This is a genomic window from Rhodosalinus sp. K401 (assembly GCF_041365735.1).
Lineage (GTDB): Bacteria > Pseudomonadota > Alphaproteobacteria > Rhodobacterales > Rhodobacteraceae > Rhodosalinus.
Map to the genome: position 1 here is coordinate 106662 of NZ_JBGFSI010000004.1, position 12654 is coordinate 119315.

Genomic DNA, 12654 nt, shown 5'->3' on the forward strand with positions numbered 1-12654 from the left:
GTTGCTGCACCGCTCAGCCCTCGCGTTTCTCGAAGTCGATGCGCGGATCGACGATGACGTACATCAGGTCCGACAGGATGCCCACCACGAGACCGATCAGCCCGAAGATGAACAGCGTGCCGAAGATCACCGGATAGTCACGCGCCACCGCCGCCTCGAAGCCCAGCCGCCCCAGCCCGTCGAGCGAGAAGATCGTCTCGATGATAAGCGAGCCGGTGAAGAAGATACCGATGAAGACGGCCGGGAAACCCGCGATCACGATCAGCATCGCGTTGCGGAACACGTGCCCGTAGAGCACGCGCCCCTCGCTGACGCCCTTGGCCCGGGCGGTGATGACATACTGCTTCTTGATCTCGTCCAGGAAGGAGTTCTTCGTCAGCAGCGTGAGCGTCGCGAAGGCCGAGATCGTGGAGGCCGCGACCGGCAGCGTGATGTGCCAGAAATAGTCTGCGATCTTGGCGGGAAGGCTCAGGTCCTGCCAGTTGTCCGAGGTCAGGCCCCGCAGCGGGAAGACCTGCAGATAGCTGCCGCCCGCCAGCAGCACGAGCAGCAGGATCGCGAAGAGAAAGCCCGGAATGGCATAGGCCACGATGATCGCGCCCGAGGTCCAGGTGTCGAAGGGGGTGCCGTCCTTCACCGCCTTGCGGATGCCCAGCGGGATCGAGATCAGGTAGGCGATCAGCGTGGACCAGAGGCCGAGGCTGATCGACACGGGCATCTTCTCGAGGACCAGCTCCGTCACCTCGATCTTGCGGAAGTAGCTCTCGCCGAAATCGAGCCGCATGTAATCCCAGAGCATCCCGAAGAACCGCTCCAGCGGCGGCTTGTCGAGGCCGAACTGCCGTTCCAGATCGGCGATGAACTCGGGCGGAAGTCCGCGCGCGCCGGCATAGCCCTCGAGCTCCTCGGCCGAGGTGCTGCCCGCGTCCTCTCCAGAGCCCGCGAAACCCTCGAACACGTCGCCCTGCCCCTGCATCTGGGCGATGATCTGCTCGACCGGCCCGCCGGGTACGAACTGCACCAGCGTGAAGTTGATGATCATGATGCCCAGCAGCGTCGGAACGATGAGCAGAAGCCGCCGGAGGATATAGGCGCCCATGCCGCCCCTACCTCAGCGCGCCGTCGGCGCGAAGGCGCGCGGCCTTCTCCGCGTTGAACCACCAGAAATCGAGCACGCCCAGCGCGTAGGGCGGCAGGGTCTCGGGGTGCTCGTACTGGTCCCAGTAGGCCACCCAGTGGCTGTCGTTGTACCAGACCGGCACCATGAAGAACTCGTGCCGCAGAACGCGGTCGAGCGCGCGCAGCGCCACGGCCTCGTCCTCGCGATTGTCGGTCGCGAGCGCCGCCTCGATCACCGCATCCACCAGCGGGCTGGCGAGCCCGGCGGGATTGAACAGGCTGAATTCCGCCTCTGTGGAGCCGTATCGCTGCATCAGACCGGTGCCCGCCTGAAGGAAGGCGACGTAGTTGTCGAACACCAGATCGTAGTCGCGTTCCCGGCTGCGCAGGGTGAACTGCGAGGGATCGACCCGCTCCACGTTGGCCTCGATCCCCATCAGTTCGAGGTTCTGCGCGAAGGTCTGCACCACCGAGACGAGGGTCGCGGAACTCGACGACGAGATCGGGAAGTCGAGGCTCAGCACCTCGCCCGCGGCGCTGCGGCGCAACCCGTCGTCCCCCACGGCCCAACCCGCCTCGTCGAGCAGGCGCATCGCGCGGCGCAGGTTCCGGCGGTCGTTCAGCCGGTCGGCGCCGGAGCTGTGCGCGTCGCGGGCCGGTTCGGTCAGCACTTCTTCGGGGACCTCCACGTCGAGGGATTGCAGCAGCTCGAGTTCCGCGCCCTCCGGCGGGCCCTCGGCCTCGATCGGCGTGTCCTGAACGAAGGACTCGCGCTGCTTGAAAAGGCCATACTGCAGCGACTCGTTGGTCCATTCGAAATTGTAGGCCAGCGAGATCGCCTCGCGCACACGCTTGTCCTTGAGGACGTCGCGGCCGAGGTTGAAGACTATGCCGGTGGGCGCCGGCGGCGTGCCATCCGGAAGCTCCTCCAGCTTCACGTGCCCGCGCTCGACCGCGGGGAAATCGTAGCCCGTGGCCCAGGTGCGGGAATTGCCTTCGGCGCGGAAGGTGTAGACCCCCGCCTTGAACGCCTCGAAGGCGGCGTTCTCGTCGGCGAAATACTCGATCCGGATGCGCTCGAAATTGTGCCGGCCCTGGTTGATCGGCAGGTGCCAGCCCCAGTAGTCGGGATTGCGCCGATAGACGATGCTGCGGTTCACGTCGACGCTGTCGAGGACATAGGGACCGGAGCCGACCGCCGGCTCGAGGCGCGGCTCGTCGAGGCGGGCGTCCGTCTCCTCGAACCACGCCTGCGACCAGACCGGAACGCCGCCCACCTGGTCGATGAGCGACCGGCGCGAGATATCCTCGGCGAAGGTGAACTTCACCGTGTGATCGTCGAGCGCCTCCGCCGAGAGGACGCGGCGGCTGACCGCCTGCGCGTAGCTCGGAAGCCCCTGTTCCAGCAGCAGGTTGTGCGAGAAGACCACGTCATGCGCGGTCACCGGCGTGCCGTCGGAAAACCGCGCCTCGGGGCGCATGTGGAAGATCGCCCAGGTCTTGCCGGGATCGTATTCGACCTTCCAGGCGAGAAGCCCGTAGGATTCCCCGATCTGGTCGGCCGGCGCGCCCGCCCCCGAGGCGGGCATCTCGCCCAGAAGCGACTCGTAGAACATCCACGAATAGCGTCCGGCCCGGCCCTGCCGGGAATAGGGATTCATGCTGTCGAAGGTGCCCGGTGCCCAGAGCGAGATCTCGCCGCCCACGGGCGCGTCGGGATTGACGTAGTCGAAATGCGCAAAGTCGGGCGGATAGGTGAGATCGCCGAAGAAGTTGTAACCGTGCGAGACGACGACCTCGCCGCCCTGGGCGCGCGCGGCCTCGCTCGGCTCCGGCGTGAAGGCGGGCGTCCCGGTCTCGGCGGCAGCCGTCGCCGGCGGGAACGCCGCCGAAAGCGCGAGCGCCGCGGCACCGAAGAGTTGGACGATGGCCTGCGCGGGCTGCTGCGACGGGGTCATGGTCGGATCCTCCAGCGTTCCGAAGCGGTGCGCACTTCACGGGAAATGGTGCAGTTACGCTAGAATGCCAGATCGCGCGTGTTCAAGTTGCGATTGCGTGATCCCGGCAGGCCGACCGTCCGCTGGCGCGAAAAGGGCCGCCGCGCTCCCGCGCGACGGCCCCGATACGCCTTGCGGGCGCGAGACACTGCTCAGTCGTCGAGGCTGTCGAGCCACGCGATAAGGTCGGCACGATCCTGAAGATCGCGAAGACCGGCATAACCCATCGAGGTGCCCGGCGCGTAATCACGCGGGTTCTCGAGCCAGGCGTCCATTTCCTCGGCCGTCCAGACGCCTTCGGGAAGGGCGCCGGAGTAGCGGAAGCCGTCCACCGCGCCGATCTCGCGGCCGATGATGCCGACAAGGTGCGGGCCGACGCGGTTTTGTTCCTGGTTCGCGACGTGGCATGCCGAACACTGGCGGAACACGCGCTCGCCGTTGCCGACGTCGGCCTCGGCCAGCGCCATCTGCAACTCCGACATCNGCGGCCGATGATGCCGACAAGGTGCGGGCCGACGCGGTTTTGTTCCTGGTTCGCGACGTGGCATGCCGAACACTGGCGGAACACGCGCTCGCCGTTGCCGACGTCGGCCTCGGCCAGCGCCATCTGCAACTCCGACATCTCGCCGCCAGCGGACGCATCCTCGGACGCGTCACCCGCGGCGGTCATCTCCTCGGTCGCTGCCTCCTCGGTGGCGGTGTCCTCCATCGCGACGTCTTCCGTGGCGGTGTCCTCGCTCGCGACCTCTTCTTCGGCCGCCTCTTCCGCGGCGGGCTCCTCAGGCGCCGCGTCTTCCGCAGCAGCCTCCTCGGTGGCCATGTCCTCGGCGGGGGCCTCGGCGGCCGCCTCTTCCACGGCGGCGTCCGCGCCCGGCAGGGTCCATCCTTCGGTGTAGCTGCCCAGATAGGCGATCAGGTCGGCGCGGTCCTCGTCATCGGCAAGCCCGCCATACCCCATCGAGGTGCCCGGCGCGTAGTCGCGCGGATTCTCGATCCACGCGTTCATCTCTTCCCATGTCCATGCGCCCTCGGGCAGCGCCCCGGAATAGCGGAACCCGTCGATGGACGCGATCTCGCGGCCCATGACGTTCACGAGGTGCGGCCCGACACCGTTGCGCTCCTGATCGACGACGTGGCAGGCCGAACACTGGCGGAACACGCCTTCGCCGGCATCGGCGCTCGCGTTGGCGAGAAGCTGAACGAAGGGAACTTCCTCCTCCTCTTCGACGGGGGCCGCGTCGGCCACCTCCTCCTCCTCTTCCTCGCCGGTGTCGATGACGTAGGCTTGCTGCTCGCCGTAGGGAACGCCGACATGATAGAGTTCCTCGGCGGCCCACTTGCCCAGCAGGAAGACCAGGAGCGCGCCGCAGAGGCTCCCGAATACCTTGGTAAACGTCATCGTGTCAGGCATGGCTCGCATTTCCGTTTTCCGGTGTCAGTCGGGGGGTATCTATAGGGTTCCGTCCAACCCGCGCAAGGTGTAGTTACCGCGACCAAACGCCCGGACCGGGGCTTTTTCGCGGGACGATCGCCATGACAGCACGCATCGCCTTCCAGGGCGAGCCGGGCGCGTATTCGCACCAGGCCTGCCACGACGCGCATCCGGAGATGGAGGCGCTGCCCTGCCGCACCTTCGAGGACGCGGTGGAGGCTGTGCGGGACGGCCAGGCCGAACTCGCCATGCTGCCGGTGGAGAATTCCACCTACGGGCGCGTGGCCGACATCCATCAGCTTCTGCCGATGTCCGGGCTGCACATCGTGAACGAGGCCTTCGTGCGGGTGCACATCAACCTGCTCGCCCTGCCCGGCACGCCCCTGTCGCGGATCGAGCGCGCGATGAGCCACACCATGCTGCTGGGCCAGTGCCGCGACTTCCTGCGCGCCCACGGCATCCACCGTGTGACCGGCGCGGACACCGCCGGTTCCGCCCGCCATGTCGCGAACGCCCACGATCCCGCGCTGGCCGCGCTGGCCGGCGACCTCGCCGCCGAGATCTACGGCCTCGAGGTGCTCGCCCGGCACATCGAGGACCAGGGCAACAACACCACGCGCTTTCTCATCATGGCGCGAGAGCCCGACCACACGCCGCGTGGCGACGACGGCATGATGACAAGCTTCGTCTTCCGCGTTCGCAACATCCCCGCGGCGCTCTACAAGGCCATGGGCGGGTTCGCCACGAACGGCGTCAACATGACCAAGCTGGAAAGCTACATGGTGGGCGGCTCGTTCAAGGCCACCCAGTTCCACGCCGATATCGAGGGGCACCCGGACGATCCCGGGGTGAAACTGGCGCTCGAGGAGCTCGACTACTTCACCGACGAGATGCGGATCCTCGGCGTCTACCCGGCCGATCCCCGGCGGCACGGCGCCTGAGGCGCCGGCCGGCCCACACCTTCAATCCAGCCGGTCCGCGAGCCAGTTGCGCAGCAGGAACCCGGCGATGGCGCCCGCGCGCGGCGGTCTGATGCGGGGATGCGTGCCCGCGAAAACGTCCAGAAGCTCGGTCCGGCCGACCCAGAGCGCATCCTCCAGCTCCGCGGGATCGAGCGTGATCGCCTCGCTCTCGGCCTCGGCGAGGCAGCCGAGCATGAGCGAGGCCGGGAAAGGCCAGGGCTGGCTGGCGAGGTAGCGCACCGCGCCGACGTGCACGCCCGCCTCCTCCAGGACTTCGCGCCGCACCGCGGCCTCCATGCATTCGCCGGGCTCCATGTAGCCCGCGAGCAGCGAATACATGCCGCCCGGCCAGTGGGGCGAGCGGCCCAGCAGCACCCGCGGCCCCGAGACGACGAGCATGATGACCACCGGATCCGTGCGCGGGAAATGCTGGCCGCCGCAGGACGCGCAGACCCGGACCCAACCGCCCCGCGCCGCCGCGCTTTCGGCCCCGCAACGCGCGCAGAACCGATGGCTTCGGTGCCAGCCGAGAATGGCGCGGGCGGTGGCAGCAAGCTCGGCGTCGCGCGGTCCGAGCGCGGTCATGGACGATCTCAGCTCGCGGAAGGCGTGATCCCCGGGAAGGGCGGGGTGGTGCTGTTCGGCATCTTCCGAAGGCTCTTCGGCCGTCTCCGGCATCCAGTGCGAGATATCGGCGGCGAAGACCGCGCAGCCATCCTCGCGCCCGATCAGGATGGGCTCGCCCGCGCCGTCAAGCGCGGCATGCCCGACCGGAAGGCGGACCAGCCGGTCGAGCCCCGGGCCGGCGAAGAGCGGCCGTCCGCGCCAGAGCGCCAGCACGCTGGACCGGGGATCGGACATCGCGTCCGCGAGCGCCCGCTGATCGGCCCGAAGCGTGTCCGCGCGGTCGAGCGCCGATCCACCGAAAGTCACCGTCTCCGCGTGCCGCATCATCCTTCCTTCCGGTTCGTTCGCCCGCCGCCGGGTAAGAGCCATGACATGCGCGACGCCACGCAGGCCAGTGGAAATGCGGACCCCGGCGGCTGGCTTAACCCTAGATTGCAATAAATCATTGGATTACATTCCCAGATAGTCAAAGCCGATGGATGCCAGAACTCCCAACGATGACGATCTCTTTCGCCCCCCTGACCCTCGCGCCGGGCATGGCACAGCTGCGCATCCTCGCGACCACAGACCTGCACTGCACGCTTCTCGGGCACGACTACGCGCGGAACGCGCCGGTGCCGCGAGCCGGGCTTGCCGCGCTCGGCCCGCTTATCCGGCGGCTTCGCGCGGAGGTGCCGGGCACGCTGCTCCTCGATAACGGCGACACGCTGCAAGGCACGCCGCTCGCCGACCATGTGGCCGAGAACTGGGCGGAGCGCGGCGGCGCGCCACACCCCGCTATCGCGGCGATGACGGCGCTGGGCTACGACGCCGCGACGCTCGGCAACCACGATTTCGATTACGGCCTCGCGTTCCTGCGCAACGCGCTGGCCGGCGCGGGCTTTCCGGTCGTGCTGGCCAATTTCGCGGACGCGGGCGGCACGCCCCTGCTGCCGCCCTACACGCTGATCGACCGCGAGCTGCGCAACGGCGGCGGCGGGCGCGCCCGGGTGCGGGTGGGCGTGATCGGTTTCGCGCCGCCCCAGACCGTGCGATGGAGCGGTCGTGCGCTCGCGGGCGCGGTGCGCGCCGCTTGCATCCTCGACACCGCGCGCCGGCTCGTGCCGCGGATGCGCGCGGACGGGGCCGATGTGGTGGTGGCGCTCGCCCATAGCGGCCTCGGAGAGAGGCGGCCCGCCCCCCGCGCCGAGAACGTGGTCCGCGCGCTCGCGGCGGTTCCCGGTCTGGACGCGGTGATCGCCGGACACAGCCACGCGGCCTTCCCGCCCGACGACACGCCCGGCGCCACGCTGGCGGGCATCCCCGCCGTGATGCCCGATTTCCTGGGCAAGAGCGTGGGCGTCATCGACCTTGTCCTCGAGCGGCGGTCGACCGGCGGGTGGCGGGTGGCGGCGCACCGGGCGCGCCGCGTCGCCCCGACGGGCGGGGAAGGCGAGGACGCCGCAGTCCTGCGCGCGGCGGCCCGCGACCACGGCGCGGCGCAGGCGCGTCTCGCCGTGGTCGCGGGCGCCACCTCGCGGCCGCTTCACAGCCATTTCGCGCTTCTGACCGACGCGCCGGCGCTGCGCCTTCTGGCCGAGGCGCAGCGCGCCGCGGCAGAGCGCGGGCTCGCCGGCACCCGATGGGCGGGCCTTCCCCTGCTTTCGGCCGTCGCGCCGTCCAAGGCGGGCGGGCCCGGTGGACCCGGGCACTTCGTCGATATCGCCGCCGGCCCGCTGCACGCGCGGCACCTGTCGGAGCTTTTCCCCTTCGGCAACGCGCTCCAGGTCGTGCGGCTGAGCGGCGCGGCACTGCTCGACTGGCTGGAACGCGCCGCCGCGCTCTACCGCACGCTGCGGCCCGGCGTCGCAGACCAGCCGCTCCTCCAGCCCGATTTCCCGACCCACCGCTTCGACGTGCTGCACGGCCTGAGCTATCGGATCGACCTGTCGCGCCCGGCCCTTTACGACATCTCCGGCCGGCCCACCGGGCCGGGGCCCTGCCGCGTGGACGCGGTCCGGCACGCGGGGCGCCCGGTGCGGCCGGCCGACGACTTCCTCGTCGTCACGAGCGCGCATCGCACCGGCGCGTCGGACCCGCCCGGCGGCGCCGCCGACTGGGAGGTCGTCTGGGATGCGGACCTGACCGACCGCGATGCGCTCGCGGACCACCTTCTTCGGGAAAGCCCGGTCCGGCCGGACCCGATCCCGGTCTGGCGGTTCGCGCGGCTGCCGGGCGCCACCGCGCTCGCGCCGACCGGGCCGGCCGCGCGGGCGCATCTTGTCGACGCGGCAGGCCTGGACGTGGCCGAGACGGGCGAGACGGCGGACGGGTTTCTGCAACTCCGGCTGCGGCTCTGAGCGCACGGGTTGCGAATCCGCGCCGCCGGCCTTAGATACTCGCTTGAGAGGTTGGTGCGGGCAAGCGCCTCGCCAACCCGGTCAGGTCCGGAAGGAAGCAGCCGTAACGAGCCCCGCTTGGGTCGTTTTCCAACCTCTCACCTTTCCCCTCCAGTCCGGAATCTGACGCGCGTGCGGATGTGACGGGGCGCGGTTCCTCCGGCCGCCGCCCGCTGATATGTCCTTGATGTGGGCAACCCGGTCCGAGGCGCGGTGGATGTTTTCCGACTTCTCTTTCGCGGCCCTCGCGGCGATCCTCGCCGGGACGGCCATCGTCATCCTGCTCAGCGGCGTGCGGATGACCTCGCTCGCCGACCGCCTGGCCGACCGAACCGGGCTGGGCGAGGCGATGGTGGGGGCGGTCCTCCTCGGCGCGGCGACGTCGATCTCGGGCACGATCGTCTCGGTCACCGCCGCGCTCGACGAGCGCGCATCGCTCGCCTTTTCCAACGGGATCGGCGGGATCGCGGTGCAGACGGCCTTCCTCGCGCTCGCGGACATCCTGCATCGCAAGGCCAACCTGGAACATGCCGCCGCCGAACTCGCCAACGTCTTCCAGGGCACCGTGCTGATGCTGATGCTGGCCCTGCCCTTCGTCGCCTACACCCTGCCCGAATTCGCGATCTGGGGCGTTCACCCCGTCTCGGTCCTGCTCGTCGCGGTCTACGCGGTCGGGCTGCTCGCGGTCCGCGAGGTGCGCGAGACACCGATGTGGCGACCGGTGCGCACGCACGAGACCCGCGAGGACGAGCCCGAGGAGGACGATCCCGAGCCACGATCGACGCTCGCGCTTTTCACCGTTTTCGCGGCGCTGATGCTGATCATGGCGGCGGCGGGCTGGACGCTTTCGCGCGCGGCGGCGGAACTGACCGACCGCTACGCGTTGAACGCCTCCGTCGTCGGCGCGCTCGTGACGGCGGTCATCACCTCGCTTCCCGAACTGGTCACGACGCTCGCCGCGATCCGGCGCGGCGCGCTGCAGATGGCCGTCGGCGGCATCATCGGCGGAAACACCTTCGACGTGCTCTTCATCACGCTCTCGGATGCCGGCTATCGCAATGGGTCCATCTACCACGCGATCGGCAGGGACGACCTGTTCTGGCTGACCGCGGGACTGACCATGACCGCGATCCTCGTCCTCGGGATGCTCTACCGGCAGCGGCGCGGGCCGGCCGGCATCGGGCTGGAAAGCGTCCTGATCCTGGCGGTCTACGGGTTCGCGATCGCGGTGCAGGCGTTCTGATGGGCGGGCGTCCGCGCGCCGCCCGCTGGACGATGCCGGGCGGCGGCCCTAGGCTGCGCATTCAGGATTCGGGCGAGGCGTGATGCGCGAGACGGACAACGGCGGCTACCAGGTTCTGGCGCGGAAATACCGCCCCGAGACCTTCGCCGATCTCGTCGGCCAGGACGCCATGGTGCGCACGCTCAAGAACGCCTTCGCGGCGGACCGGATCGCGCAGGCCTTCATCATGACCGGCATCCGCGGCACGGGAAAGACGACGACGGCGCGGATCATCGCCAAGGGCATGAACTGCGTCGGCACCGACGGAACGGGCGGGCCCACTACCGATCCCTGCGGGGTCTGCGAGCACTGCGTGGCCATCGCCGAGGGCCGGCACGTCGACGTGCTGGAAATGGACGCGGCGTCGAACACGGGCGTGGGCGACATCCGCGAGATCATCGACAGCGTCCACTACCGGGCGGCCTCGGCGCGCTACAAGATCTACATCGTCGACGAGGTGCACATGCTGAGCACCTCGGCCTTCAACGCGCTTCTCAAGACGCTCGAGGAGCCGCCGGCGCATGTGAAGTTCATCTTCGCCACCACCGAGATCCGCAAGGTGCCCGTCACCGTGCTCTCGCGCTGCCAGCGCTTCGACCTGCGGCGGATCGAACCCGAGGTGATGATCGGCCTGCTGCGCCGCATCGCCGAGCGGGAGGGCGCGGCGATCGCGGATGACGCGCTCGCGCTCATCACCCGCGCCGCCGAGGGCTCGGCCCGGGACGCGACCTCGCTTCTCGACCAGGCGATCAGCCACGGCGCGGGCGAGACGACGGCCGAGCAGGTGCGCGCCATGCTGGGTCTGGCGGATCGCGGCCGGGTCATGGATCTCTTCGAACTCGTGATGAAGGGGGACGCGGCCGGCGCGCTGTCCGAGCTGTCGGCGCAATACGCCGACGGGGCCGATCCCATGGCCGTCTTGCGCGATCTTGCCGAACTCACGCACTGGATCAGCGTCGTGAAGATCACGCCGGGCGCGGCCGAGGATCCCACGGTGGGCCCGGCCGAGCGCGCCCGCGGCGCCGACCTCGCCGAGCGGCTGCCGATGCGCGCGCTCACCCGCAGCTGGCAGATGCTGCTGAAGGCGCTCGAGGAGGTCGCCGCCGCGCCCAACGCGATGATGGCCGCCGAGATGGCCATCATCCGCCTGACGCATGTGGCCGAACTGCCCAGCCCCGAGGATCTGCTCCGCCGGCTGCAATCCGAGCCGCCCCCGCCTGGGCCTGCCCCGGGCGGCGGCGGAGGCGGCGGCGCGGCGCAGCAATCGACCGGGCAGATGGCCACGTCCGGCGCGCGGCTTCGCGCGCCCGCGCCCCCCCGCGGTCCGGCCGGCGCGGCGGGCGGCGCTGCGCAGGCCCACGCGCTCGCGCCCTCGCTGGCCGACTATCCGGCCTTCGAGCATGTGGTCGAGCTCGTCCGCGCGCGCCGCGACATGACGCTGCTGATCGAGGTGGAAAGCCATCTGCGCCTTGCCGCCTATCAACCCGGACGGATCGAGTTCGAGCCCACGGACGAGGCCGCCCCGGACCTCGCCCAGCGCCTCGGCCAGCGTCTTCAGGCCTGGACCGGTGCCCGGTGGGCGGTGAGCGTCGTCGGGACGGGCGGCGGCCCCACGATCGCGGAGACCCGCGCCGAGGAGGCGGGCGCGCTCGAGGCCGAGGCGCGGGCCCATCCGCTCGTGAAGGCGGTGCTCGCCACCTTTCCCGGCGCCCGGATCAAGGATATCCGGACACAGGCGGCGCAGGAAAGCGCGGCCGCCGAGGGTGCGCTGCCCGAGGTCGAGGACGAGTGGGACCCCTTCGAGGACGATTGACGAAAGCCGCCGGCAGGCGCCGCGCGCGACAGGAAAGGAACGAAGATGTTCAAGGGACTGGGCCAGCTCGGCGACATGGCCGGGATGATGAAGAAGGCGCAGGAAATGCAGCAGCGCATGGCTGACCTGCAGGAAGAGATGAAGCAGATGACGGTGACGGGCGAGTCGGGTGGCGGCCTCGTGAAGGTCGTCTGCACGCTCAAGGGCGAGCTTACCGCGCTCGACATCGATCCGTCGATCTTCTCGGGCGACGACAAGGAAGTCGTCGAGGATCTCATTCTCGCGGCGGTCAAGGAGGCGCAGACCAAGGCCCAGACCGCGGCGCAGGAGGAGATGTCGAAGCTCACCGACGAGATGGGCCTGCCCAAGGACATGAAGCTGCCGTTCTGAGGTGCGTGGCCGCGGCCGCGCGCCGCGCCACCGCCCGGGATTGCCGCCTTCGCCGCCATGAGCGCTCCTTCGGACATCGACACGCTGATCGAGATGATGGCCCGGCTGCCCGGTCTCGGGCCGCGGTCGGCGCGGCGCGCGGTGCTGCATCTCGTGGCGCGGCGGGAAAGCCAACTCGCGCCGCTCGCGCGCCAGATGCAGCAGGTGGCCGCGACCGCGCGGGAGTGCGCGCGCTGCGGCAACGTGGGCACCGGCGAGATCTGCCCGATCTGCGCCGATTCGGCGCGCGGCAACGGCCAGATCTGCGTGGTCGAGGACGTCGCCGACCTCTGGGCGATGGAACGGTCGGGCGTGTTCAAGGGGCGCTACCACGTCCTCGGCGGCACGCTCTCGGCGCTCGACGCGGTGGGGCCCGAGGATCTGCGCATCCCGCAACTCCTGGAGCGCGTGGCGGAGGAAGGCGTGCAGGAGGTGATCCTGGCGCTTTCGGCCACGGTGGACGGACAGACCACCGCCCACTACATCGCCGACGCGCTGGACGGGCGGGCCGCGATCAGCTCGCTCGCCCAGGGCGTGCCGGTGGGCGGCGAGCTCGACTACCTCGACGACGGCACCATCGCCGCGGCGCTCACCGCGCGAAAGTCGTTCTGACGC

General features: G+C 69.9%; 10 protein-coding genes, 1 other RNA gene and 1 pseudogene. 7 read left to right on the top strand and 5 right to left on the bottom strand.

The annotated features are described in order from the left end of the window. Positions 1–13 precede the first annotated feature (13 nt). From AB6A66_RS06420 to AB6A66_RS06435, 4 genes and pseudogenes are all read right to left on the bottom strand, one after another. Positions 14–1099, bottom strand: a complete 1086-nt coding sequence (locus AB6A66_RS06420) for a microcin C ABC transporter permease YejB (protein ID WP_371055235.1) — start codon at positions 1097–1099, stop codon at positions 14–16. Between the two features lie 7 nt (positions 1100–1106). Further along, on the bottom strand, positions 1107–3077 hold the full coding sequence (locus AB6A66_RS06425; protein ID WP_371055236.1) for an extracellular solute-binding protein: 1971 nt from the start codon (positions 3075–3077) through the stop codon (positions 1107–1109). 191 nt (positions 3078–3268) lie between these two features. Next, positions 3269–3664 (bottom strand): cytochrome c family protein, encoded by a 396-nt coding sequence (locus AB6A66_RS06430; RefSeq protein WP_371055395.1) that lies wholly within the window; start codon positions 3662–3664, stop codon positions 3269–3271. A 407-nt stretch (positions 3665–4071) separates the two neighbouring features. Beyond that, a pseudogene (locus AB6A66_RS06435) lies at positions 4072–4536 on the bottom strand (cytochrome c family protein); the annotation flags it as partial. 113 nt (positions 4537–4649) lie between these two features. Here AB6A66_RS06435 and AB6A66_RS06440 point away from each other — a divergent pair. After that, a complete protein-coding gene (locus AB6A66_RS06440) occupies positions 4650–5489 on the top strand; it encodes a prephenate dehydratase (protein ID WP_371038167.1) in 840 nt (279 codons plus the stop codon). Between the two features lie 21 nt (positions 5490–5510). Here the strand turns inward: AB6A66_RS06440 and nudC are convergent, their stop codons facing one another. Beyond that, complete coding sequence (gene nudC / locus AB6A66_RS06445) at positions 5511–6461, bottom strand: NAD(+) diphosphatase (protein WP_371055396.1); 951 nt, start codon at positions 6459–6461, stop codon at positions 5511–5513. 173 nt (positions 6462–6634) lie between these two features. Here nudC and AB6A66_RS06450 point away from each other — a divergent pair, with 173 nt between their 5' ends. The 6 genes from AB6A66_RS06450 to recR all read left to right on the top strand — a co-directional run bounded on the left by AB6A66_RS06450 (position 6635) and on the right by recR (position 12651). Continuing rightward, the gene (locus AB6A66_RS06450; RefSeq protein WP_371055237.1) at positions 6635–8476 is read left to right on the top strand and encodes a 5'-nucleotidase C-terminal domain-containing protein; all 1842 of its coding nucleotides are present in this window, start codon (positions 6635–6637) and stop codon (positions 8474–8476) included. Positions 8477–8521: 45 nt separating this feature from the next. Then, positions 8522–8618, top strand: an RNA gene (gene ffs, locus AB6A66_RS06455) — signal recognition particle sRNA small type. Between the two features lie 114 nt (positions 8619–8732). Continuing rightward, positions 8733–9758 carry a sodium:calcium antiporter gene (locus tag AB6A66_RS06460; RefSeq protein WP_371055238.1) on the top strand — a complete coding sequence of 342 codons (1026 nt, stop codon included), beginning with the start codon at positions 8733–8735 and terminating at the stop codon, positions 9756–9758. Positions 9759–9840: 82 nt separating this feature from the next. Continuing rightward, on the top strand, positions 9841–11610 hold the full coding sequence (locus AB6A66_RS06465) for a DNA polymerase III subunit gamma/tau (protein ID WP_371055239.1): 1770 nt from the start codon (positions 9841–9843) through the stop codon (positions 11608–11610). A gap of 45 nt (positions 11611–11655) precedes the next feature. Then, a complete protein-coding gene (locus AB6A66_RS06470; RefSeq protein ID WP_371055240.1) occupies positions 11656–12000 on the top strand; it encodes a YbaB/EbfC family nucleoid-associated protein in 345 nt (114 codons plus the stop codon). 57 nt (positions 12001–12057) lie between these two features. Then, a complete protein-coding gene (gene recR / locus AB6A66_RS06475; RefSeq protein WP_371055241.1) occupies positions 12058–12651 on the top strand; it encodes a recombination mediator RecR in 594 nt (197 codons plus the stop codon). Positions 12652–12654: the final 3 nt, after the last annotated feature.

Excerpts from the sequence above, each read along its gene's own strand:
- AB6A66_RS06425 (WP_371055236.1), bottom strand. The coding sequence starts at position 3,077 with ATGACCCCGTCGCAGCAGCCCGCGCAGGCCATCGTCCAACTCTTCGGT.
- AB6A66_RS06470 (WP_371055240.1), top strand. The coding sequence starts at position 11,656 with ATGTTCAAGGGACTGGGCCAGCTCGGCGACATGGCCGGGATGATGAAG.
- AB6A66_RS06420 (WP_371055235.1), bottom strand. The coding sequence starts at position 1,099 with ATGGGCGCCTATATCCTCCGGCGGCTTCTGCTCATCGTTCCGACGCTG.
- nudC (WP_371055396.1), bottom strand. The coding sequence starts at position 6,461 with ATGCGGCACGCGGAGACGGTGACTTTCGGTGGATCGGCGCTCGACCGC.
- AB6A66_RS06460 (WP_371055238.1), top strand. The coding sequence starts at position 8,733 with ATGTTTTCCGACTTCTCTTTCGCGGCCCTCGCGGCGATCCTCGCCGGG.
- AB6A66_RS06450 (WP_371055237.1), top strand. The coding sequence starts at position 6,635 with ATGACGATCTCTTTCGCCCCCCTGACCCTCGCGCCGGGCATGGCACAG.
- AB6A66_RS06440 (WP_371038167.1), top strand. The coding sequence starts at position 4,650 with ATGACAGCACGCATCGCCTTCCAGGGCGAGCCGGGCGCGTATTCGCAC.
- AB6A66_RS06465 (WP_371055239.1), top strand. The coding sequence starts at position 9,841 with ATGCGCGAGACGGACAACGGCGGCTACCAGGTTCTGGCGCGGAAATAC.
- recR (WP_371055241.1), top strand. The coding sequence starts at position 12,058 with ATGAGCGCTCCTTCGGACATCGACACGCTGATCGAGATGATGGCCCGG.